General features: G+C 40.0%; 22 protein-coding genes. 11 read left to right on the top strand and 11 right to left on the bottom strand.

The features are described 5' to 3' along the window. Positions 1–33: 33 nt before the first annotated feature. Positions 34–378: a Grx4 family monothiol glutaredoxin gene (locus J9318_RS10335; protein WP_210559850.1), complete on the bottom strand. Its 345-nt coding sequence runs from the start codon at positions 376–378 to the stop codon at positions 34–36. A 210-nt stretch (positions 379–588) separates the two neighbouring features. Here J9318_RS10335 and J9318_RS10340 point away from each other — a divergent pair, with 210 nt between their 5' ends. From J9318_RS10340 to hemW, 3 genes are all read left to right on the top strand, one after another. Further along, positions 589–1,170 (top strand): Fe-Mn family superoxide dismutase, encoded by a 582-nt coding sequence (locus tag J9318_RS10340; RefSeq protein WP_210559851.1) that lies wholly within the window; start codon positions 589–591, stop codon positions 1,168–1,170. 152 nt (positions 1,171–1,322) lie between these two features. Continuing rightward, the gene (locus tag J9318_RS10345) at positions 1,323–1,922 is read left to right on the top strand and encodes an XTP/dITP diphosphatase (RefSeq protein WP_210559852.1); all 600 of its coding nucleotides are present in this window, start codon (positions 1,323–1,325) and stop codon (positions 1,920–1,922) included. Position 1,923: 1 nt separating this feature from the next. Then, entirely contained in the window at positions 1,924–3,135 is a 1,212-nt protein-coding gene (gene hemW, locus J9318_RS10350) for a radical SAM family heme chaperone HemW (protein ID WP_244731628.1), read from the top strand. Between the two features lie 140 nt (positions 3,136–3,275). Here hemW and trhO read toward each other — a convergent pair whose 3' ends face one another. Next, positions 3,276–4,262, bottom strand: a complete 987-nt coding sequence (gene trhO, locus J9318_RS10355; protein WP_210559853.1) for an oxygen-dependent tRNA uridine(34) hydroxylase TrhO — start codon at positions 4,260–4,262, stop codon at positions 3,276–3,278. A 232-nt stretch (positions 4,263–4,494) separates the two neighbouring features. Beyond that, complete coding sequence (locus tag J9318_RS10360; RefSeq protein WP_210559854.1) at positions 4,495–6,069, bottom strand: SulP family inorganic anion transporter; 1,575 nt, start codon at positions 6,067–6,069, stop codon at positions 4,495–4,497. A 279-nt stretch (positions 6,070–6,348) separates the two neighbouring features. Here J9318_RS10360 and rsgA point away from each other — a divergent pair, with 279 nt between their 5' ends. Continuing rightward, positions 6,349–7,407, top strand: a complete 1,059-nt coding sequence (gene rsgA / locus J9318_RS10365; protein ID WP_210559855.1) for a ribosome small subunit-dependent GTPase A — start codon at positions 6,349–6,351, stop codon at positions 7,405–7,407. 136 nt (positions 7,408–7,543) lie between these two features. On the opposite strand, the gene flgE is transcribed toward rsgA, so the two are convergent. The 6 genes from flgE to J9318_RS10395 all read right to left on the bottom strand — a co-directional run bounded on the left by flgE (position 7,544) and on the right by J9318_RS10395 (position 12,406). Next, positions 7,544–9,019, bottom strand: coding sequence for a flagellar hook protein FlgE (gene flgE / locus J9318_RS10370; protein WP_210559856.1), 1,476 nt, complete (start codon positions 9,017–9,019; stop codon positions 7,544–7,546). A gap of 22 nt (positions 9,020–9,041) precedes the next feature. Further along, the gene (locus tag J9318_RS10375) at positions 9,042–9,725 is read right to left on the bottom strand and encodes a flagellar hook assembly protein FlgD (protein ID WP_210559857.1); all 684 of its coding nucleotides are present in this window, start codon (positions 9,723–9,725) and stop codon (positions 9,042–9,044) included. An 11-nt stretch (positions 9,726–9,736) separates the two neighbouring features. Beyond that, positions 9,737–10,150 carry a flagellar basal body rod protein FlgC gene (gene flgC, locus J9318_RS10380; RefSeq protein ID WP_210559858.1) on the bottom strand — a complete coding sequence of 138 codons (414 nt, stop codon included), beginning with the start codon at positions 10,148–10,150 and terminating at the stop codon, positions 9,737–9,739. Between the two features lie 2 nt (positions 10,151–10,152). Beyond that, positions 10,153–10,551: a flagellar basal body rod protein FlgB gene (gene flgB / locus J9318_RS10385; RefSeq protein WP_210559859.1), complete on the bottom strand. Its 399-nt coding sequence runs from the start codon at positions 10,549–10,551 to the stop codon at positions 10,153–10,155. Positions 10,552–10,620: 69 nt separating this feature from the next. Further along, the gene (locus J9318_RS10390) at positions 10,621–11,442 is read right to left on the bottom strand and encodes a CheR family methyltransferase (protein ID WP_210559860.1); all 822 of its coding nucleotides are present in this window, start codon (positions 11,440–11,442) and stop codon (positions 10,621–10,623) included. 31 nt (positions 11,443–11,473) lie between these two features. Beyond that, positions 11,474–12,406, bottom strand: a complete 933-nt coding sequence (locus J9318_RS10395; RefSeq protein ID WP_210559861.1) for a chemotaxis protein CheV — start codon at positions 12,404–12,406, stop codon at positions 11,474–11,476. A 149-nt stretch (positions 12,407–12,555) separates the two neighbouring features. Between J9318_RS10395 and flgA the strand changes: the two genes are divergently transcribed. The 3 genes from flgA to flgN all read left to right on the top strand — a co-directional run bounded on the left by flgA (position 12,556) and on the right by flgN (position 14,100). After that, positions 12,556–13,266 (top strand): flagellar basal body P-ring formation chaperone FlgA, encoded by a 711-nt coding sequence (gene flgA / locus J9318_RS10400; protein WP_210559862.1) that lies wholly within the window; start codon positions 12,556–12,558, stop codon positions 13,264–13,266. A 68-nt stretch (positions 13,267–13,334) separates the two neighbouring features. Then, positions 13,335–13,661 (top strand): flagellar biosynthesis anti-sigma factor FlgM, encoded by a 327-nt coding sequence (gene flgM, locus J9318_RS10405; protein WP_210559863.1) that lies wholly within the window; start codon positions 13,335–13,337, stop codon positions 13,659–13,661. A gap of 1 nt (position 13,662) precedes the next feature. Further along, on the top strand, positions 13,663–14,100 hold the full coding sequence (gene flgN / locus J9318_RS10410; RefSeq protein WP_210559864.1) for a flagellar export chaperone FlgN: 438 nt from the start codon (positions 13,663–13,665) through the stop codon (positions 14,098–14,100). On the opposite strand, the gene zipA is transcribed toward flgN, so the two are convergent. Beyond that, on the bottom strand, positions 14,097–15,110 hold the full coding sequence (gene zipA, locus J9318_RS10415; RefSeq protein WP_210559865.1) for a cell division protein ZipA: 1,014 nt from the start codon (positions 15,108–15,110) through the stop codon (positions 14,097–14,099). The genes flgN and zipA overlap by 4 nt on opposite strands. Before the next feature lie 33 nt (positions 15,111–15,143). After that, the gene (gene smc, locus J9318_RS10420; protein ID WP_210559866.1) at positions 15,144–18,647 is read right to left on the bottom strand and encodes a chromosome segregation protein SMC; all 3,504 of its coding nucleotides are present in this window, start codon (positions 18,645–18,647) and stop codon (positions 15,144–15,146) included. Positions 18,648–18,795: 148 nt separating this feature from the next. Between smc and cysZ the strand changes: the two genes are divergently transcribed. From cysZ to J9318_RS10440, 4 genes are all read left to right on the top strand, one after another. Beyond that, positions 18,796–19,545, top strand: a complete 750-nt coding sequence (gene cysZ / locus J9318_RS10425; protein WP_244731630.1) for a sulfate transporter CysZ — start codon at positions 18,796–18,798, stop codon at positions 19,543–19,545. An 85-nt stretch (positions 19,546–19,630) separates the two neighbouring features. Then, a complete protein-coding gene (locus tag J9318_RS10430; RefSeq protein WP_210559867.1) occupies positions 19,631–20,581 on the top strand; it encodes a hypothetical protein in 951 nt (316 codons plus the stop codon). A 333-nt stretch (positions 20,582–20,914) separates the two neighbouring features. Continuing rightward, a complete protein-coding gene (gene putP / locus J9318_RS10435) occupies positions 20,915–22,336 on the top strand; it encodes a sodium/proline symporter PutP (RefSeq protein WP_425314321.1) in 1,422 nt (473 codons plus the stop codon). Positions 22,337–22,369: 33 nt separating this feature from the next. Next, positions 22,370–22,843, top strand: a complete 474-nt coding sequence (locus tag J9318_RS10440) for a MarR family winged helix-turn-helix transcriptional regulator (protein ID WP_210559869.1) — start codon at positions 22,370–22,372, stop codon at positions 22,841–22,843. Position 22,844: the final 1 nt, after the last annotated feature.

Genomic DNA, 22,844 nt, shown 5'->3' on the forward strand with positions numbered 1-22,844 from the left:
GCCTTTTCTGAAGTTCAGTCGAATATAAGTTTATTACTCGGCGCTGTCTTCTTCTGTTTTATATTTTGCTGCTGTTTCTTGAATTAACGGCTGTAGTTCACCTTTTTGGAACATTTCCATAATGATGTCACAACCACCCACTAATTCACCGTCTACCCATAACTGTGGGAATGTTGGCCATTCTGCATAACCTGGTAATTCAGCTCGGATATCTGGATTTTGCAGAATATCAACATACGCAAACGGTTCGCCCACTTGCATTAATGCTTGAGAGGCTTGTGAAGAAAAACCGCATGATGGCAATTTAGGGCTACCTTTCATGTAGATCAAAATTGGGTTTTCTGCGATTTGTTTTTTAATTTTATCAATGGTTTCCATTGCAACCTCTTCTTTATGGTAAATTTTTACACGACGACTAGACTTATGTCTGATCTTAAAAATAAAATACGGCGTTTTATAACTTTAGACTTGAAAAACAAACTTTAAGTCATATTTATTGATAACGTTACAAAACTGATACTTGAGTAAATTAGTCAAGTTTTATAATCTTATCAGCAAACATAAACAAAGCCAACGGAGACAACCATTATGGCATTCGAATTACCAGCACTACCATATGCAAAAGATGCATTAGAACCACACATTTCAGCGGAAACGTTAGACTTTCACCACGGTAAGCACCACAACACTTACGTTGTAAAGTTAAACGGTCTAATCGGTGGTACTGAGTTTGAAGGTAAGTCATTAGAAGAAATCGTTAAGACTTCTGAAGGTGGTGTATTTAATAACGCGGCACAAATCTGGAACCACACTTTCTACTGGAATTCATTAAGCCCAAATGGCGGCGGCGCACCAACTGGCGCACTTGCTGACGCTATCTCTGCAAAATGGGGTTCGTTTGAAGACTTTAAAGCCGCATTTAACGACAAAGCAGTAAACAACTTCGGTTCAAGCTGGACTTGGTTAGTTAAATTAGCTGACGGTTCTTTAGACATCGTTAATACGTCTAATGCCGGCACTCCAATTACTGAAGCAGGCGTTACTCCGCTAATTACTGTGGATCTTTGGGAACACGCTTACTACATCGATTACCGCAACGTACGTCCTGAATACTTAAACGGTTTCTGGGCACTTGTGAACTGGGAATTTGCGAACAGCAACTTTGCTTAATTCATAAGTATTTGGGCACAAAAAGTAAGGTTGAGCATTTTGCTAAGCTGATTTTGTATCCATAAAATAAATAATAAAGCGCTGAGTTTATTGTGAACTTAGCGTTTTTTTTTGCGTATAATACCCCTCATACAAATAAGTAGGGAAAGTAAATGAAAGAGTTATTACTCGCTTCGGGTAACCAAGGCAAGGTAAACGAATTACAGGAAATCTTGAGCCCTTTTGGTTTTAATGTTGTACCGCAGAAGCACTACAATGTCGAAGAAGTGCCAGAAACCGGCACTACCTTTGTTGAGAACGCAATTATCAAAGCCCGTCACGCCGCTAAAGTGACAGGTTTACCATGTGTTGCCGACGACTCTGGTTTGGAAGTGGATGCGTTAAATGGCGCACCAGGCATTTATTCTTCTCGTTTTGCAGGTCCTGATGCCACTGATGGTACCAACATCGATAAGCTGTTGTCGGTACTTGATGGTAAAACAGCCGAGCAACGTAAAGCCCGTTTTGTTTGTGTTATTGTTTTTATGCGTCATGCTGATGATCCTTGCCCTATTATTTGTGAAGGTTATTGGGATGGCGTGATTGCTGACAAGCGTTCAGGGGATAGTGGTTTTGGTTACGATCCGGTTTTTTATCAACCGCAATTAGACAAAACGGCTGCTCAGTTATCACCTTCTGAAAAACATGCGCTGAGCCATAGAGGCCAAGCGTTAAAGCAACTTGTTAATAAATTTAAAGAGCTAGGAATATAAGTTGCCCTCCAATTCATCTAACCGTGTGTTAATAAACCAACTACCACCTCTTTCTCTTTATGTACACATCCCATGGTGTGTACAAAAGTGCCCTTACTGCGACTTTAATTCACACGCTTTAAAAGGTGGTATTCCTGAAACAGAGTATGTTGCACACTTACTAGATGATCTCAGTGCTGATTTGCATTTTGTTCAAGATCGTAAATTACAAACCATTTTTTTTGGTGGTGGAACGCCTAGTTTGTTGTCGGAAAAAGCCATGGCAACGCTGTTAACCGGCATTGAACAGCGTATTCCTTTTTCTGAAAATATAGAAATAACGTTAGAAGCGAATCCTGGTACCTTGGAAACTAACAAGTTTGAAGGGTTTGCGAAGGCAGGTGTGAACCGTATTTCTATTGGTGTACAAAGTTTTGAGTTAGAAAAGCTGGTTCAACTAGGACGTATTCATAACAGCGAAGAGGCGTTAAAAGCCGCTGGTTTTGCTCATAGTTCAGTATCTACCTTTAACTTGGACTTAATGCATGGCTTGCCAAATCAGTCACTTGAACAAGCACTGGCCGACGTGAAACAAGCTATCGCCTTAGACCCTTTTCATATTTCTTGGTATCAACTAACCATTGAGCCGAACACCCTCTTCCACTCTAAGCCGCCTGTACTGCCAGATGATGATGTACTTTGGGATATTCAGCAACAAGGGCATGAGTTATTGACTCAAGCCGGCTATGAGCAGTATGAGATATCGGCTTATTCAAAACCGGGCCATCAATGTAAGCATAATCTGAACTACTGGCAGTTTGGTGACTATCTTGGCATAGGTTGTGGAGCACATGGCAAAATTACCGTTCAAACTGATGCACTTAAATCAACCCAATATGCACCTCAAACAAACGCACAAATTAAAGTAATTAGAACTGAAAAAGTAAAACACCCTAAAGGTTATATGGACTTAACAAAACCTTATGCATATAAGCAATGGACAGTTGAACCTGACGAATTACCATTTGAGTATTTTATGAACCGACTGCGCCTTAAGTCCATGTTTAGTATGGAAGAGTTTGAGCAAAGGACGGGGTTGGCGAAAGAAAGTCAGTTAGCACCACTAACAAAAGCTTTAGAATTGGGGCTTTTAACTCAAATTGATGCGAACTCGTATAAAACCACCAGCAAAGGAATAAGATACTACAACAACTTAGTGGATCTTTTTTTGTAACTAAGTGTTGGTTTCAACCTCAGTAAAATTTAACATTTCAACTGTGACAAATTACGTCATAAAAAAAAGCGACCTTCTGGTCGCTTTTTTGTTAAACCTAGAGCTACGCTCTTTGATGCAGTCTTAGGTTCGCATTAATATTATTTCTTTTGCGAAGCACGAGCCGCTTCTTTTTGTTTACGCTTTTCTTCTTGTCGCGCTGCAATGACTTCTTTCGCTTCAGAACCAATATGCTCTTCACCGCGTGCTTTCGCCAATTCTATTTGCTTTTGACGCTCCGCAAAACGTGCACGCTGCTCGTCAGTTACTTTGTCAATACAATGCGGGCACGATACGCCTTGTACGTAGTGCTCAGATTTCATTTCGTCTTCAGTAATCGGCATACGACAAGCGTGGCACTGATCGTACTGACCTTTGTTTAAGTCATGATCTACCGCAACACGGTTATCAAAAACAAAACACTCACCTTCCCACATGGTTTCTTCTTTTGGCACTTCTTCTAAATACTTCAGAATACCACCTTCTAGGTGATAAACTTCTTCAAAACCTTGCTCTTTCATATACGCTGTTGATTTCTCACAACGAATTCCGCCTGTACAAAACATAGCTACTTTTTTGTGTTTGGCCGGATCCATATTTTTAGCGACGTATTCAGGAAACTCTCGGAAGGTTTCTGTTTTTGGATTTACAGCCCCTTCAAAGGTACCAATTTGAATTTCGTAGTCGTTACGAGTATCAACTAAAATCACTTCTGGATCTGAAATAAGTGCATTCCAGTCTTTTGGTTTCACATATGTACCAACGACTTCACGAGGGTCGATGCCTTCAACACCCATGGTCACAATTTCTTTTTTCAGTTTTACTTTAGAGCGATAAAATGGCATTTCTTCATCAAAGCTTTCTTTTGATGAGATATCTGCTAAACGTGGGTCTTGGCGCAACCAGTTTAATACTGTGTCGATACCTTCGCGACTACCAGCAACAGTGCCGTTAATGCCTTCCTCGGCTAATAACAAGGTGCCTTTAACGCCATTGTCTTCCATTACTGTTTGTAACGGCTCACGTAACTCTTGAAAATTTTCTAAGCGCACAAACTTATACATTGCGCACACTACAACTTGTGACATATTTTTTTCCTCTTTGCCGCCCGAATCGTAAATCCGGAGCATTGTGGGTAAATCAGGGTTGATTTAGCGAGCGCGCATTATACGGATTAAACTTTGAGCTGACAAACGGCAGATAAAAAAAATCCAAACCGCTATAACACGATTTGGATTTTACTTGTTTCAGATCAATATTTGATGATGTCGATGTTTATGCGATATCGCCAATAATTGACCTTGCAGTTTTTTTCGTTATTTAGTCTAGCTTATCCGTGGCAATTTTGTAGCGCGGATCTTCATTAACATTAATTTCAACGAATTTTTGTGCTTTGTTAAGTAAGGTACGACACTCTGGACTGATATGACGAATATGTAATTTCTTACCAGCTTTCTGATACTTATCAGCAAGTCCGTCTAGTGCATCTATACCTGAACTGTCCCAAATACGAGAGTCTTTAAATTCAATAACAACATCTGAAGGATCAGTATCCACTTCAAATAAGTTGCGGAAGTATGAAACTGAGCCGAAGAATAATGGCCCATCTAACTCGTAAACTTTCCAACCTTCGTCATCAATATGAGTACGTGCACTAATATGTGAAGCGTGTTTCCACGCAAATACCAACGCCGAAACAATTACACCAACAATAACGGCAATTGCTAAATCAGCAATAACAGTCACACCAGTTACTAACAGAAGTACAAAAGCGTCTTCTTTGTTTGCTCCACGGAAAATGCGGAACGAAGCCCATTCAAAGGTACCTAAAACAACCATGAACATTACGCCAACTAGTGCCGCTAGAGGAATAAGTTCAATCCATGGCGCCAAGAATAGAATAAAGGCTAACAATACAACAGCGGCGGTAATACCAGATAAACGACCACGACCACCAGAATTAATGTTGATCATAGATTGTCCAATCATGGCACAACCACCCATTCCACCGAAGAAACCATTTACGCTGTTTGCAACGCCTTGACCGATACACTCTTTGTTTGAACTACCACGAGTATCAGTAAGCTCGTCAATCAGCGTTAATGTTAGTAACGACTCAATCAGACCAACAAGACAAAGAATTATCGCGGTTGGTAAAATAATGTATAGCGTTTCAAGTGACAACAAGCCTGTTTCAGGCGTTGGAATGGCAAAACTTGGTAGTTCGCCCGCTAGCGTTGCCGTTGCTTTTTCAGCTTCTGGTAACATGTCGCGAACAAAGTCGATTACGGTACGTGCTTCTAAGTCCATACCATGCACTATGCCTGTTACTGCTAATATAGCGACAAGTGATGCCGGTACCGCGGTCGTAATTTTTGGTAGGAAATGAATAATTGCCATCGTTAAAGCGACGAGACCTAGCATGATATACATGGCTTGGCCTGTCATCCATTGAGCATTACCCAATGAATCTAGTACTTTAAACTGGCCCATTTGCGCGAGAAAAATAACAATCGCTAAACCGTTAACAAATCCAAGCATAACTGGATAAGGCACAAGCCTGATAAATTTACCGAGTTTAAACACCCCGGCGAGTATTTGCAGTATGCCTGCCAATATTACGGCGGCAAATAAGTATTGAATACCATATTGAGCAACAAGTGCGACCATTACAACAGCCATTGCGCCAGTTGCACCAGAGATCATTCCTGGACGTCCACCAATTGCAGAAGTGATTAGGCCCATCATAAATGCGGCGTATAAACCAACCATTGGGTCGACCCCTGCTACGAAAGCAAAGGCTACGGCTTCTGGAACCAGTGCAAGTGCAACGGTAATACCAGATAACACGTCATTTTTTACGTTTGAATCACTTTTCGTGATCAGGTTAAACATGACAACTCCGTTTTTGAGCGAATTTTAAGGCGCGAGAGTCTATCAAATTCAGCGTAACTGTTCATTAATTAAGTCAATTTATCTTAGTCTATTATTTAAAATTATGTTTTTCGCGACAGCTTCTATACTTAGTCATAAATATTTAACTTTTAAGCTCGGTATTTCTTGCGTATTTTCAATAAATACATTATTTATCGCTTAATTGTTGAACGCCAAAATTGAACACGTCCGTTTAATTACGAACAACAATATTTTTAGTATTTTTACTGCGGAAAGCAAATGAACACTGAAACAACACCTTCATTACCCCAACTAGGTTGGCGCCCTTATTTCCAACAACAACTGTCATTAGAAGAATTTGATCAATTTCATATTGGTCGCGTTTCTGAACAGCATCGAAATAACAATGTTATTTTGACGGATAAAGGACAGCTTAGCTTAGTTTCAACTCCATCTGACGAACCCGTTGCGGTGGGTGATTGGGTACTTTATGACGACAACAATAGATTAGTTAGAGTTTTAGAACGACAGTCGCTATTCCAACGAAAGGCCGCGGGTACTCGTTCGCAAGCACAGCTTATTGCCGCTAACGTTGATAGGGTTTTTATTGTTAGTTCGTTAAATGAAGATTTTAATTTAAATCGAATTGAGAGATATCTAGCGATTGCCAAGGAAGCGGAAGTGGAGCCAATTATAGTGCTTACTAAAGCTGACCTGTGTGATGACATTGATACCCCAGTGGAACAAGTTCAAAAACTTAATCCTCTTATTATTGTTCACGCACTAAATTCATTAAATCCAGAAGACCTAACTCAACTCGAGCCTTATTGCCGTGTTGGTAAAACCTTGGCTTTATTAGGCTCATCGGGTGTTGGTAAATCTACCTTAATTAATGGCTTGATGGGAATTGATGTCCAGCAAACAGCAGAAATAAGAGAGTCTGACGGCAAAGGTCGTCATACAACCACAGCCCGTTCATTAAAGTGGTTGCCGGCCGGCGGTATCTTTATTGATACCCCTGGAATGCGTGAATTGCAATTAGTAGATTGTGAACAAGGCGTCAATGAAACCTTTAGTGAGATAGTGACCTTGGCCAGAAAATGCCGTTTTAATGACTGTTCTCATAATAAAGAACCAGGCTGTGCCGTTCAAAAAGCGATTCTTGATGGTAATTTAGAACTTAGAAGGTTGCAGAGTTTTCAAAAACTGTTGCGGGAACAAGAGCTAAATAGCGATAGCGTTGCTGAACGTCGCTCAAAAGATAAAACTTTAGGTAAAATGATCCATCGTGTGCAGGCTGAATCTCGTCATATGAAACACAGAGAATTAGATGTGTAGCGGTTGAGTATTTGAGTATAAAAAGTGGGTTGTTTGGCTTTACTAAACAACCCCACCTCCATAGCGAACATTGTTTCGGATTAAATCCTACGTAGTAAAGCCAACAACCAAAGTCGTGCGCTGTAAACTAAATCTGTTAACGAAGCTGCAGAATAGCCTGCGTAATCGTTGAGTTAACCTCAAGTGCTCTTGAGTTAGCCTGATAGTTTCTTTGAGCCGTAATCAAATCAACCAGCTCAGTAGTTAGGTTAGTATTTGACTGCTCTAACGTACCTGAACGAATTTGACCAAATGTACCTGAGTCAGCTTCACCCGCTAGTGGCGAGCCAGACTCTTGGCTTTCTGTCCAAGATGTATTGCCTATTTGGGTAAGGCCTTGATCATTGGCGAAACGTACAAGAGAAATTTTTGTTACTGGAACCGAATCACCGTTTGAGTACTTAGCTTCAATCAAGCCATCTGTACCAATCGTCACACCTGTTAATCGCCCTACCGTTTTACCATCTTGGCTCAATGCCGAAACTTCAAATGGCGCAGAGAACTGCTTTAGGTTGGTCATATTAATGTTAATACGCTGATCTGGATCGGCACCATTTGTAATTGCATTCGCACCGTCATATGGCGCTACAGGTGGCGGAGCAATAGTGGTTGCCGCTGTTGTTTCACCTAATCGCTCTGTTTGCGGGTAAGGGAAAGTAGAGTTGACTACCGCGCCTGCGCTATCAAATTGCAATAACATGCCGCGTTGCCCTGAACGTGACTCAAACGTGACACCCGTCGCACCTAAAACGTTGTCGTTTTGTAAATCAACAGGAATCGTGTTGCCTTGTTCATCCGTAACCGTTGCGTACATAATCCAACTATTGGCATTATTTTGTTCAGCGGCTGGTACGGCACCAAGACCACCAACAAAACCATCGGTCGCAGAGGTTGCATCAGCTGTTGCAGCTGCATCAACATTGGTTGGTGACGCGGCTTTAACATAATAAATTGACGCGATTCGACTATTACCTAACGAGTCATAAATGACCGTTGATGTTGATGATGTAAATGTATTTGTATCATTTGGGTCAAATTGAGTTGGGTCAATTGGAAATTCGTTGCTGTCTAAGTTAAAAGACATATCAATTTGACTAGTTTGTTGAGGTGCACCAGCTGTATCAGGTACTTCAATTGGATTAGTTGTACTCAAACTAACCGACTTTACTGAGCCATCATCGTTTACCGGAAAGCCCTGCAAAAAACTGCCGTTTGAGTCAACAATGTAATTCTCAGCATTTAGCTTAAAAGCACCAGAGCGGGTGTAAGTAATGTCTCGGCTTAACAAGTCATTAGTCATGGCAAAAAAGCCACCACCTGAGATTGCCATATCAAGTGAGTTTGATGTAAACAACAAGCTACCTTGAGAAAATTGCTGAGCAACATCATTAACCAAAACACCTTCACCGTTCGCTGTTTTAGCGTTAGTAAAAATGGATGAAGAATATACATCGGCAAATTCTGCGCGAGACTCTTTAAACCCGTACGTATTTACGTTGGCTATGTTGTTCGCGGTAACATCTAAATCTTTTTGCGCTGCTTTTAAACCACTAAGGGCGATATTAAAAGACATAGGATTCTCCTATTTTACTAATCTATTCACCAACTGCTAACACGTCAGCAAGTCGGATTGAGCCTAAACCTTGAATGTTTAATTCAAGACCTGTGCCATTCTGTCCTAAAGTTACAGAACTTACGTTGCCATAGCTTAATACCGCCATGCGTTCTGCTTCTGTTGCACCAGCTGGTAAGCCGGTTACATTAATTTCATAACGCCCTGGAGGCCATGCTTGACCATCAGGGCCTTTGCCGTCCCAGGCAAAATCCATCATGCCGGCATTTTGATTGCCGTATGGAATGACCATAGTTGCGCCATTCTCGTGTTTAACTTCTACCAAGACATTTTGTGTCGCGCTTTGCAGCGGAATCTGGCCGCTTACACCAGAGCCGTCAGAGTATGCGACAGGACTTGCCGTTAGGATATTTCGACCAACTAAAGATGACGCCTCTAATGCTTGGTTTGAAGTCATTGATGCGGTTAACTGATTCATCTTGTCGCCAAGATCTGAAATGCCTTCCGCCATAGTAAACTGCGTCATTTGCGCAATCATGTCTTCATTCGTTGTTGGATTCATTGGGTCTTGCATCGACAGCTGTGTCGTTAACAATTTAAAGAAATCTTCTTTACCTAACTCACCGTTCACTTTATTCGTGGTTACGCCATCTTCCTTCCAACGGAGGTTGTCAACGGCAGGATTTGAAATTGTATTATCAATCATTGGTTATTTTCCTATCGTTGACCCATTTGTAAGGTTTTGCTTAACATGGTTTTTGCAGCATCAGCGACTTGCACGTTAGTTTCGTACGAACGTGATGCAGAGATCATGTTGGCCATTTCTTCTACTACGTTTACATTTGGTTTATAAACGTAACCATCTTTATCTGCTAAAGGATGATTTGGGCTGTACTCAATCTTTAGCGGCGCATCACTTTCTACGATACCTAATACATTTACCCCTGCCGACTGAGCATTAAGAGCTTTACTCATTTCTGCTTGAAATACTGGGTGGCGTGCACGATACGTTTCGTCAACGCTGCTCGATACACTATTTGCATTAGCTATGTTACTGGCAGTGGTATTCAAGCGAACAGACTGTGCGCTCATACCAGTGCCTGATACATTAAATACGTTATATAAACTCATAATTACTGCCCTCCACTTAACGCTTTATTAAGTGATTTAATTTTTCCATTTAGGAACCGCAAGCTCGTCTGGTATTCCATGGAGTTCTGCATAAATTGATTCCGTTCTACTTGCACATCAACGCTGTTACCGTCGCCAGTATCAGGTTGCATAGGATTACGAAACTTTGAACTGGAGTTAACATTTATTGACAGGTCGTAGTGCTTCTCGTGAGTTTTACTCATTGAGTAGCCTGAACGTTTTTGGGCATTAGCCAACGCATCGGCAAAGTCGATATCTTTTGCTTTATAACCCGGAGTGTCAGCATTGGCGATATTACTCGCGAGCACTTCAGCTCGTTCTGAACGAACTAATAGCGCGTGTTGATGTATACCAAATGCTTTATCTAGACTGATTGCCATAAGTGCTCCACCAGTGGAATTTCTATATGACAAAAGAAATGCAAAAAAAAGGCCAAAAATTTTTGGCGCTTATTTTTTCTTGTAAATGATACCTGGATTGCATCGAATCATTTCAAACTTATCACTCAAGCCTGACATTGATTCTGAGGCTCCTAAAATTAAAAAACCGTTAGGGTTTAATTGTGCTGCAAACTTATTAATAATCTGCGATTTAATTTCTGGAGAAAAATAGATAAGTACGTTTCGACAAAAAATGATGTCAAATTTGCCCATTAAACTGTAGTTATCCAATAAATTTAGATGTCTAAAATTAACTAACCGGCGAATATCTGCCTTCACTTTCATCATGCCGTTACCGCTGTCTTCAAAAAAAGCTTTACGACGTTGGTCCGACAATCCTCTCGATAAAGCAAGATTGTCATACTCGGCATTTTTACATAGGTCTAGCATAGTGTTACTGATATCAGTCCCTACTACGGAAAAATTAGACCGACTTTTTGATTTTGCCTTATATTCGGTAATGGTCATGGCAATTGAATATGGCTCCTGCCCCGACGAACTCGCAGCGGACCAGATTTTAATGCCTTTACCTTGATCTATTTCCGGAAATACTTTGTTTTGTAAAAGGTCAAATGGATAGGTGTCTCTAAACCATAAGGTTTCATTGGTGGTCATTGCATCTACGACCGCTGAGCGCAGTTGCCTTTCCGTTGGTTTCAGCGTGCGGTTGACCAATTCCGTTAGTGACTCTATGTCAAATCGAGCCATTAGAGGCGACAAGCGACTTTTAACCAAGTACATCTTACTGTCGCCTAATACGATTCCGCACTGTTGCTCAAGAAAATTGCAAAAAGTGCGATACTCGTTATCAGCTAAGTTATTATTTCCCACTATTAAACACTCTACTTAATTTTATCAATGTTTAATCCGCATGCAGCCATTTTTGAACGGCACCGGCAAGCTCATCTGGGTTGAATTTCGCAATAAAATCATCAGCGCCCACTTTTTCAACCATAGCATGGTTAAATACTCCACTTAATGACGTATGCAAAATAACATGTAAGTCGGTTAGTTTCGGTCTAGATTTAACTTCAGCTGTTAGGGTATAACCATCCATTTCTGGCATTTCAACGTCTGATATAAGTAAACCAATTTTCTCGGTTACTGAGTTTTTGCATTCCGCACCAACTTCAACTAAATAATCTAATGCTTCTTTGCCATTTTTCTTAGCAACGATTGGCAACCCAACAGCTTCAAGCGCACGTTTTACCTGATTACGAGCAACTGATGAATCGTCCACGATAAGAATCGTTCTATCACCGAGCTCATCTTGCATTTCTTGTGAATCAGAAATAAGGCCATCGCTGACTTTTGTACTCGAAGGCGCTATTTCTTCAAGTATTTTTTCAACATCCAGTATTTCAATGAGCTCTTTATCGATTTCAGTTACTGCTGTTAGATAGTTTGTTCTGCCAGATCCTTGCGGTGGTGGCATTACCGACTCCCAGTTAAGGTTAACAATTCGCTCAACAGAGTCCACGAGAAAGCCTTGGATTGTTCGGTTATACTCGGTGATGATAATAAAGCTATTTTTAACATCAACAATCGGACGACCGCCAGTCGCTAAACCCATATCAATAACAGATATTGTTTGGCCACGAATATGTGCAATACCTTTAACGAACGAGTTAAGTCTTGGCATAGAAGTCAAAGGTGGGCACTGCAGTACCTCTCGGACTTTAAATACATTGATGCCATAGCGTTGACGTCCTTTCAACTTAAATAATAGTAATTCCAGTCTATTCTGACCGACTAACTGGGTTCTTTGATTGACTGAGTCAAGAATACCCGCCATAAATTTTTCTCCAAAACTAGGAACGATACTTGCTAACTATAACTAATACTGTGTTATCGATATTTTCGCGTCAATATTTCGACGAATTTGAAACTCAATAATTTCATATCTTTAACTATAAGATACAGCATAGTAAAAAGGCGATTAATATGTTGAAAAATTTGTTAATAATTCTTCTTTTAAGCATAAATTTTATTTTTGTGGCTTTTCCCCTATCGGCAAAAACCGCAAATTCTTTAGCGCATGATGCTCTTTTACAACAAGTTTCTGATTTTGTTCAGGAACAAGTGAATCCGCACAATACGCCAAACATAACGGTAAAAGCAATGCCGCTCGATAGCCGAATCCGTATTACTCAGTGTCAATCTGATCTTGAATTCGAAATGCCATCAAGACAACGCTTTACTCGACACTTCCCAATAAAAGCAACTTGTTACGACAATGGCGCTAATTGGAAAGCCTATGTTCAAGTGCGAGTGTACGAATATATAGAAACTATAGTCACCACTACACATATTGCAAAAGGAGAAGTGGTTTCTAAGGATATGATTAAAACTGCTCTAGTCGATAAGTCAAAGGTTAGAGCAAAGTCTACCGATGCAATGGAAAATATAATTGGCGGACGTGCTATGCGAAATATTTCAAGGGGTTTTCAAGTTTCTGGAAGTGATGTTTGTTTGGTTTGTAAAGGTGATAGTGTTTCAATAATTGCAGACTATAATAACTTGAGTATTAAAACTTCAGGAACAGCATTGGAAAACGGTTCATTTGGAGAGTCGATTCAAGTTAAAAACAACTCTTCGGAGCGTATTGTGAAAGGTGTTATTGGCGATTTGAGACAAATATTCATTAAACTATAAAATATGTTAAAGTTTACGGTAATAAAGCCGATAACGATGACAGAGAAATTTTATAAATCGGGTGATGTATGGTTAATAATGTAAATAACAATTCGGTAAATGGAGCTAAACCTTCAGCTTATCAATCGCAAAATCAAAAGCTTGAACAAGCTAAACAAGACTCTGTGTCAAACACAACACAGCAAGCGAGTAGTGCTAAATCAGCGGAAAAAGATTCCGTTGCATTAACACCACAAGCGAAACAATTAAAAGATTTACAAAAGAAGATCACCGAATCTGAAAGCTTTGATCGTAAGAAAATTGACGATATTAAAAAAGCGATCGCGAGTGGTGATTACAAAATTAACTATGACAAGCTAGCTGAAAAGCTGTCTGCATTTGAGTTTGATTTATAATATGACTACTGAGCAACCTACTACTTCTGTCGACGTGTTATTACGTCAACAACGGGAGTCTTTAACTAATCTAAAAGCGCTGTTAGACAACGAGCTAGATGCTGTGAAGCGACGTGATGGTAACGATTTAGTTGAGGTTGCAAAACAAAAAGAGCTTATGCTGATAACAATTCAGCAGACTGATCATCAGTTAAGCCAACACCCGGCTGCCGATACTATTAATAATGATGAGGCACACGCATCTTTGAAAAAAGACATCACCCGTCTATTAGAAGAGTGCCAAACACAAAATGAAGTAATTTATTTAACCGCAAAACAAAATGAAGTGGTTATCGAGCAAGTCAAACATATGCTCATAGGCGGCAGTAAAAATACCACCTATGACGCGTATGGACAGAAAAAGTCAGGTCCAAGCCTTACAAAAGGTATTAAAGCTTAAAACTTTCTAATCTTCTCAATGTAATGACGTACTCTAAGTACATCAAGTCGTTGACGGTTGGCATCTAATACATAAGCATCAAATTCATCCGCTATTTTTTTTGCTGCGTTGTGCATCATATTAAACGTTTGCAACGCCTCTCCAGCATTTGGCAATGTCATAAATATACTTAAACCGCGCGTACTAACCTGCTCCATGTTATCAATATCAAACGTGCCTGGGTTATACATATTCGCTAAGCTAAACAATATTTCACCATGACCTGAGCTCTGTTCGTGACGATGAAAGAAGTCCATCTCACCGAACTTAAAACCTAAGGTTAATAACAGTGGCAATAATTTGGCACCATCGATCATGTCACCTTCTGGCTTATCGATGTATAAAATCAACACTTCATTTTTCTTAGCTGGTTCTGCTGTTGTTTCTTTTGATACTTCTGATCCTGAATCAACATAATGGTCTTGAATAGGCGGTTTTTCTTGCGCCGCCGTTGTTTCGTCAAATCCTGACGTGTCGCGTTGGTCAAACTGAAGAGTGATATCATTTTGTTTTGTTGACGCTTCATCATCTAAGGCCGAGAAGCTTGGCATCTCATCATCGTCTAACAACGAGCCTTGATTAGCATCTTTAGTCAATTGCGGTGCTACTTCATGTTCTATTTCAGATTCAATAGAAATTTCACTAACTTGACCTTGTACCTTAACCCCACTTTCGTCCTTAGCGGCTTTATCATGATGGTAAATTGAGTCCACATCGACGTCTACAACTGGAAGGCCGTGCTGACTATCGGCGCCCAAGGTACTAAAGTCCATTTCCATCTGCTTTATTTTTAACGACTGGATTTCAAGTTCTTCTTCGTTTAAGTCAACCTCTTCTGGCTCTGAATCTTTCGCGTGTAATTTACGCTCCTCGTTGACATTTTTTCGCACTGTCCAAATACCATGTAAAACCACTGCACCAATTGCCAGTGAGCCTAATAAAATAAGTGCTAATCTAAGTTCTTCAGCCATGTTAATTAAAAACCCTATTTACGTTCCATTGCATTAAATAGCATCTGCCATTTCTACTGCTTGTTGAATATCTACTGCGACCAATCGAGAAACCCCGGGCTCTTGCATCGTTACACCCGTTAAGTGAGTCGCCATTTCCATTGCCACTTTATTGTGGCTTATATATATAAATTGCACCGATTCTGACATTTCGTTGACCAGTTTACAGAAACGTCCAACATTTGCATCATCTAGTGGCGCATCAACTTCATCCAACATACAAAATGGCGCCGGATTCAGTTTGAAAATTGAAAAAACCAATGATAATGCGGTCAGCGCTTTTTCGCCACCACTAAGCAAGTGAATTGTCGAGTTTTTCTTGCCCGGAGGGCGTGCCATTATCGAAACCCCAGTTTCCAATAAATCGTCACCTGTTAATTCTAAATATGCAGCGCCGCCACCAAATACTTTAGGAAACAGAGTTTGAAGTCCTTCGTTAACGTTGTCGAAGGTCTCTTTAAACTTGGCACGAGACTCTCTATCTATTTTTCTGATTGCTGACTCTAGTGTTTCAAGGGCATTTACTAAATCAGTATATTGCTCATCTAAGTACCCTTTTCGTTCTGCCTGAATGTCATATTCATCAATTGCTGCCAGATTAATTGCACCTAGGCGTTGAATTGACGATGTCGCTTTTTCTAGATTATCAGTCCATAGTTTTTCTTCAGCATCTTCTGGCATATTCTCCAGTAATACTTTTAATGATTGTTCCATATCTTGAAGAGACTCAATCATGCTTTGCGCTCGCACTCTTGCCCCTTCACATTCCATTTTAATATCTGTAATTTGCTCACGCATTTTATCGAGTTTAGCAATCACCCCTGACTGCCCTTGCTCTAAGGTCTTAATTTCATCATCTATTATCGCAGCTTCACTATGCAACGCCATTAACTGCTCTTCACTTTCTAGCTTATCAAACAGCGCTTGCTCTAATTGTTCAGCTAAAAGTTCACTGGATTCATTTTGATCATTGCCCGTTAACAAATCATTCTTTCGCCTTTGTAATTGCTTAATTTGACTCGACGCGCGATGAATATTTTGTTGTAGATTTGATTTGGTATTTTGTAACGATTGTACCTTTAACGACAATTGATGAGTTTCTTGCTTTAATCGCTCCACTGTCATTTTGGCGTTAGTAAGCGTTTGTTGCGCTGATGCTTTTTGTTGTTCAGTTGTATCGCTTTGGCTTTGAAGCTCTATCTCTGCTTCTTGCGCTTGTAATTGTTCTTCTAAAAGTACTTCTAGTGTCAGGTTCAACTCATCAACGGTTTGAGTTAAAGATTCAATTTGTGACTTTAGCTTTAGTTTCTGTTCGCTAAATTGCTGGGCTTGTTGCTCTAAAAAACCATACTCTAACTGGGCTTTTTGTAGTGCTTGTTTTTGTTGTTCTAGTTGGGTTTTGATTGCCTGATAGTGAGCCTGAGAGTCTCTAGTTTCTGCAATCGAATTTTCCAGCAACATTTGATTATTATAAGTTTCTTGTTCAATTACCGATAAAGATAAGCTTAAGCTTTCTATTTCGGCCAAACGTTTTAATATACCATTATTGCCAGTGTCATTATCGGCGTTTTGTACACCACCTAATCCTGTCCAGTTTTTACCTAGCCACTGTCCTGACGGTAAAAGTACAGCCAACCAATCGTCATTATTTATAATGTGTTGAGCTTCATCTAAATTGTCGGCTAGCGCGACCTTAGCAAACCATGCTGGCGCAGCGCCCGTTGAAATCACTGACATAGCATTTGGAACAAGACTGTTTGACGAACGTTTAAGACTTTGGTCAATGTCGTTGTTGTTAGCAGTTAAAACATATTGTCCCGGCTGCGTTAACTCCGCTGTTGGCAATTCAGAAACCATTAGCGCGTGTCCATGATGACTCAGCAGTTGCTCTATAGCATTTCGCCACTTTTCCTCGACATTTAATTGGCCAACTAGCAGCCCAAGCGTTTCTATTTCGCTATTGCTGTTACTGCTTTGATTAGCAAAGAGTTCGTCACGCCATTGTTCAAGTTGCTCTAATTTAATTTGCACCCTTTCTTTTTGTCTAAGTGTCTGATCCACTCTCTCTTGTGCTTTTTTTCTATTTTCTTGATGAAGATCATCAAGATGAGCAGCCTCTGCATATTGCTCTGACAATTCGCTAATTGCGGAGTTTAACGTGCCAATAATTTGGTGTTGCTCGGCAAGTTGCTGCTGATAATCGTTTTTTGATAGCTCGGCCAATTCAGTTTTGAGATCTGTTAAACGCTGATTACTTTTTGATAGTTCTAGTTGTTGATGATGTAAACGAGTATCAATAATCTTTATTGCTTGCTGAGCTTTGGCAACAGCCTGAATTTGTTGACTAATACCTTGTTGCGTTTGTTCGTAATTTTGCTCAGCGTCGTAAAGTTGTTGCTCTGCTTGACTAAGTTGCTCATGAAGTAATTCTTGTTCTGGCTCAAATGACAGTAATTGTTCGCTTATGTCTTCTAACGAAGCTTGCTCTAATTCCAGATGCTGCTGATTTTCAACAATGCTTGTTTCTAATTGCGCTAATTGCTCTTGTTGACGCGAGCGGTTTTCTTGTTCAAAAACAATTTGCTGCTCGAGTTTAGTAATCTTATTGCCAGTTTGATAAACAATTTGCTGTTTTTCTTGAGCTTTATCGGTTAATTCCTGCAATTGTTGTTTTTTAGTAATTAAACCTAGCTCTCCACCACGTTGTTGGGCCATGAAGGCTTCAAGCTCAGTTTCTTTTTCTAAACGCTGCCTGTCGTGAAAATTAAGCTGTTCGTTATACTTGTGCCACTTCAATGCGGCTAACTCAGCTTTATATTGGCGCTCTTGCTTTTTTAATTCTTTAAAGCGTCTGGCTGTCGCGGCTTGACGTTTAAGCTTCTCTAGTTGAGTGCCGAGCTCTTCTCTAACATCGGCTAAACGTTCTAAATTTTCTCGCGTGTGCTTAATGCGCGTTTCGGTTTCTCGGCGGCGTTCTTTGTACTTTGAAATACCAGCTGCTTCTTCCAGAAAAACGCGTAGCTCATGTGGCTTAGACTCAATTAACCTAGAGATCATGCCTTGTTCGATAATGGCATAACTTCGTGGACCTAAACCCGTTCCTAAAAATATATCGGTAATGTCACGACGGCGACATTTAGTGCCATTTAAAAAGTAGGTCGATGTAGCGTCTTTGGTTACTACACGTTTGATTGAAATTTCACTTCTACTGGCAAGCTGACCTTGCAACTTTCCTTCGGTATTATCAAATAACAATTCAACACTGGCTTGGGATACAGGCTTTCGATTGGTTGAGCCATTAAATATGACATCCGTCATTGCGTCGCCACGAAGGTTTTTCGCTGAACTTTCACCTAATACCCAGCGCACGGCGTCTATTACGTTAGATTTACCGCAGCCGTTTGGACCGACAATAGCGGTCATCTGTTCCGGAAACGGAACCGTGGTGGCATCAACAAATGACTTAAATCCAACCAGTTTTATATGTTTTAGACGCATTTACGTTTGTTACTTGCTTTTAGTTATTATTATGGGGGCAAACGATAGCAAATTTTGTTGTACTTTGTAACACTTGCCCGCTTGCTTAGTCTTCAAACAACTTTATACTTAAGACTTTGTAAAATAAAGTTTGTTTGGGGTTTTTATAATGACAATGAGTGATGGCGTTAGTTATTTTTTTCGCGGTTTTGGTTTATTAAAGACTAAAGGCTTGAAACGTTTCATTTTAATTCCGTTAATGGTTAACTTTGTTCTTTTTATTGGCGCTTTTTATTACCTTTTTGATGTGCTTGGTGCCAACATAACTTGGATGCATGAACAAATACCTGATTGGTTAAGTTGGCTAGAGTTTATTATTTATCCGTTTGTTATTTTATTGATGGTTTTATTGTTTGGGTTGTTCTTTACTACCGTTGCAAACTGGCTAGCCGCGCCTTTTAATGGTGTATTAGCCGAACGAGTAGAAATGCATCTAACCGGCCAAGCTCCGCGTCAAGACTCTCTAGCTGCATTAATTAAGGCGACACCACATACTCTGCTCCGCGAATGGAAAAAGCTCGTTTACTTTATTCCTAGAATGATTGGGTTCTTTTTAATTGGTTGGTTTTTTCCGGTTATTGGTCAATTGATCTGGTTTGCTTTTATTGCGTGGGTTTTAGCAATTCAATATTGTGACTATGCCTTTGATAACAATAAATATAGCTTTGATTTTATGCGCTATATCCTAAGCCAAAATAAGTCAGCCTGTTTTGGATTTGGCGCTTCAGTTTCAATTATTACTTCGTTACCCTTTATTAATTTATTGGTAATGCCCGCTGCTATTTGTGGTGCAACGTTAATGTGGGTTGAACAACTTGAAGAGCAAACTCGCAGCCAAAGCATTTCAGAACAAGACTAGCTTTTTGCAAAATTTGGCGTTGCCAGGCGTTCTTGTTGCAGGTATTTTAGTCATCAATTAATTTATATATGGATTTAAAGTCGTTATGGGTTCGTTTTCTAAAGCCGAATTATCAAACCTAACCGCCAAGGATGAAGGTAACTTTTCTGTTGTATTAACCTTAGGCTTAATATTTTTACCTGTCGTTGTCGCTGCTTTGGCCTATTTATTTTTTACTTATGGTGTTGTCGCACCAAGTGAGATTGGCCAAATTGGTGAGTTTTTTGGTGGCTGGTTAACACCTCTGGTTGGCTTGTTCGTATCTTTACTTTTAATTTTTACTCTGCGTTTTCAAATTCAACAAACCCGCCTGATTAGATTAGCTATAGATAAGTCTGCCGCAGTTCAGAATAAGCTCGCCGATACTCAAGAGGATATTTTAGCTCGCTCACATATTAATTTTGAACTTGAATCCAGTGCAAAGGGCTTAATTAGCCTAGTTGAACAGGCTGACTCTATTTTAAATACCAAAGTAAACATTTACGTCGATATACTAAATTTTGATAATAAATTACCTCACGAAACTCGCCTTTTTAATGTCATTGATTCTTGGAACCAAGATCTGCAACACAGCAAGGCATTTAATATCAAGTTTAGGCATGAGCGTGATGCGAAAGTCATTGCTAAATATCTTCATAATGTTCACCACGAAATCTATATTTGTCAGTCACTCATCAAAAACAAAGGTTGGGTCTATATTTCTCCTTATGTTAAGTCAATTACTGAGCATATTGAGGCAATCGTAACGTTGAATGCTGTTAAGTTAGTCACCGATGCGGAGATTTGGAAAATCAAATTGGCGATACATAATGTATTGGAGAAGTTGACCAGCGGTAAAGAAGGTAAAGTTATTTTAAGCAGTGAAATTATTGCTGAATTGATAAAAGATAAGTTCGACCTGCTCTATCACGAACTCCCAATACCTGCAGGTTTTGAAGAGCAAGCAAAAAATTTGATGCCTGAGCAGAATGAACAAGACGTTGAGAATCTTTTCTAGCGCCAAATTTTATTTTGCTCTTTCGTTTCACACTTGTGTTGCGTGCTTTGGTCAAAAAAACGCCCCTAATCGTTAGTATTAAAATCATTTAATAAAAAGCTACCTCGGTGGCTTTTTTACTACCTGTCACTTAGTAAGTCCCGCGCAACACCTTATCAGCATGAAAAACAGGGGTAAATTCGATCTTTAAATTAAGTCGTGTTACACTTTTTCGCAATTTCATTCCTTAAACAAACATTAGAACTCTAATAAAAAAGGTGTCCCTTGATTAGTTATACATTTTTGTCAATTTTACTGTATTTTTTGCTGATGCTAGCCATTGGCGTATATGCAATGCGACATTCTACTGCAGACAACAGTGAATATTTATTAGGCGGTCGTAATGTCAGCCCTAAGGTGACCGCTTTATCAGCTGGTGCTTCTGATATGAGTGGCTGGATGTTGATGGGCCTGCCTGGTGCTGCTTTTATAAATGGTTTAGATAGCATTTGGTTGGCACTAGGGTTATTAATTGGTGCATATGTTAACTATATTTTAGTGGCGCCGCGCCTGCGGGTTTACACTGAAGTTGCCGATGACTCGCTGACGGTCCCTGAGTTCTTTTCAAAACGTTTTTCGTTAAATAACAGTTCCGTTCGTATTATTGCTTCTATTGTTATTATCTTATTTTTCACACTATATACATCTTCAGGTTTAGTTGCCGGCGGTAAATTATTCGAGAGTGGCTTTGGCATGGGCTATGAAACAGGTGTATTGATCACCGTGTCTGTTGTTATTTTATACACAGTACTCGGCGGTTTCCTTGCGGTTAGTTTGACCGATTTTGTTCAGGGTTGCATTATGTTCATCGCACTGGCCATGGTTCCGTTATTTGCAATGGGTCAGTTAGATAACTTGTCTGGTATCTCTTCGATGATAACGAGCGACTTTGTTACTGAGGTAAGTAGTAAAGATGCGTTAGGTTGGCTCGGTGTATTAAGTTTGATGACTTGGGGTTTAGGCTATTTCGGCCAACCTCACATCATTGTCCGGTTTATGGCGATCAATTCACACAAGCAAGTAAAAACAGCAAGACGCATTGGTATGTCGTGGATGACGGTAACTATAGTTGGCGCTGTGTTAACCGGCATAGTTGGTCTTCACTACACGCAACAGCATAATATTGCTATTGACGATCCTGAGACTATTTTCGTGATGTTGTCACAGATCCTATTCCACCCTCTAATTGCTGGTTGGTTATTAGCGGCGATTCTAGCGGCTATAATGAGTACGGTATCTTCTCAATTATTGGTATCATCAAGCTCATTAGTTGAAGATTGTTACCGTATATTTATCCATAAAACAGCAAGCGATAAGGAACTGTTATTAGCCAGCAGGTTATGTGTGGTTATTGTTGCTGCCGTTGCTACGGGTGTTGCTTTTAATTCTAATAGCGGCGTACTTGATATAGTTTCTAGTGCTTGGGCTGGATTTGGTGCTGCGTTTGGGCCGGTCGTGTTATTTGCATTGTTATGGAAACGCATGACAAACGAAGGCGCTATAGCGGGTGTTTTAGCTGGTGCTATTACGGTTATTTTCTGGAAACACGCACCTGTTTTAGCTAACGGTGATGCGTTATCTACTCTGTTTTATGAGTTATTGCCAGGTTTTGTTGCGTCTTCAGCGGCAATCTATGTTGTGAGTATCTTCTCTAAAGAGCCAAGTGAAAAAACCTTAGCGCAATTTGAAGAAACACAAACAATTATAAATTCTTAGTTTAGTAATTTAACGATTTTAGGTGGAATAATTTTGGAAAAGTATGAAGAGTTACTAGTTGCAATTCGACGTGTAATTCGCGCAATCGATTTGCGCTCTAAGAAGCTAAGTAAAGATGTGGGTATTACTGGCCCACAATTGCTCGTTCTACAAGAACTTGGAGCTGATCCGGGTATTACTGCAAAGCAAGTTTCAGATATAGTGAACCTTAGCCAAGCGACTGTCACTAGCATATTAGATAGGCTAGAAACTAAGTCTATGGTTGAGCGCGTACGAAGCGAGTCAGATAGACGACGTATTGCACTTTACTTAACCGAACAAGGTAAAGAAACGTTAAAAAATGCGCCTCGTTCAATGGAAGATAGTTTTATTGAAAAGTTTAATACGTTGGAAGACTGGGAGCAGTCTTTGTTGTTATCGAGCGTACAACGCGTTGCAAATATGATGGACGCTAATGAATTAGACGCCGCACCAATTTTGAATATTGGTGATATTACGCCTAAATAAA

The organism is Psychrosphaera aestuarii, from assembly GCF_017948405.1.
Classification (GTDB): Bacteria; Pseudomonadota; Gammaproteobacteria; order Enterobacterales; family Alteromonadaceae; genus Psychrosphaera; species Psychrosphaera aestuarii.

Excerpts from the sequence above, each read along its gene's own strand:
- J9318_RS10335 (WP_210559850.1), bottom strand. The coding sequence starts at position 378 with ATGGAAACCATTGATAAAATTAAAAAACAAATCGCAGAAAACCCAATT.
- J9318_RS10340 (WP_210559851.1), top strand. The coding sequence starts at position 589 with ATGGCATTCGAATTACCAGCACTACCATATGCAAAAGATGCATTAGAA.
- J9318_RS10345 (WP_210559852.1), top strand. The coding sequence starts at position 1,323 with ATGAAAGAGTTATTACTCGCTTCGGGTAACCAAGGCAAGGTAAACGAA.
- trhO (WP_210559853.1), bottom strand. The coding sequence starts at position 4,262 with ATGTCACAAGTTGTAGTGTGCGCAATGTATAAGTTTGTGCGCTTAGAA.
- J9318_RS10360 (WP_210559854.1), bottom strand. The coding sequence starts at position 6,069 with ATGTTTAACCTGATCACGAAAAGTGATTCAAACGTAAAAAATGACGTG.
- rsgA (WP_210559855.1), top strand. The coding sequence starts at position 6,349 with ATGAACACTGAAACAACACCTTCATTACCCCAACTAGGTTGGCGCCCT.
- flgE (WP_210559856.1), bottom strand. The coding sequence starts at position 9,019 with ATGTCTTTTAATATCGCCCTTAGTGGTTTAAAAGCAGCGCAAAAAGAT.
- J9318_RS10375 (WP_210559857.1), bottom strand. The coding sequence starts at position 9,725 with ATGATTGATAATACAATTTCAAATCCTGCCGTTGACAACCTCCGTTGG.
- flgC (WP_210559858.1), bottom strand. The coding sequence starts at position 10,150 with ATGAGTTTATATAACGTATTTAATGTATCAGGCACTGGTATGAGCGCA.
- flgB (WP_210559859.1), bottom strand. The coding sequence starts at position 10,551 with ATGGCAATCAGTCTAGATAAAGCATTTGGTATACATCAACACGCGCTA.
- J9318_RS10395 (WP_210559861.1), bottom strand. The coding sequence starts at position 12,406 with ATGGCGGGTATTCTTGACTCAGTCAATCAAAGAACCCAGTTAGTCGGT.
- flgA (WP_210559862.1), top strand. The coding sequence starts at position 12,556 with ATGTTGAAAAATTTGTTAATAATTCTTCTTTTAAGCATAAATTTTATT.
- flgM (WP_210559863.1), top strand. The coding sequence starts at position 13,335 with ATGGTTAATAATGTAAATAACAATTCGGTAAATGGAGCTAAACCTTCA.
- flgN (WP_210559864.1), top strand. The coding sequence starts at position 13,663 with ATGACTACTGAGCAACCTACTACTTCTGTCGACGTGTTATTACGTCAA.
- zipA (WP_210559865.1), bottom strand. The coding sequence starts at position 15,110 with ATGGCTGAAGAACTTAGATTAGCACTTATTTTATTAGGCTCACTGGCA.
- smc (WP_210559866.1), bottom strand. The coding sequence starts at position 18,647 with ATGCGTCTAAAACATATAAAACTGGTTGGATTTAAGTCATTTGTTGAT.
- cysZ (WP_244731630.1), top strand. The coding sequence starts at position 18,796 with ATGACAATGAGTGATGGCGTTAGTTATTTTTTTCGCGGTTTTGGTTTA.
- J9318_RS10430 (WP_210559867.1), top strand. The coding sequence starts at position 19,631 with ATGGGTTCGTTTTCTAAAGCCGAATTATCAAACCTAACCGCCAAGGAT.
- putP (WP_425314321.1), top strand. The coding sequence starts at position 20,915 with ATGCGACATTCTACTGCAGACAACAGTGAATATTTATTAGGCGGTCGT.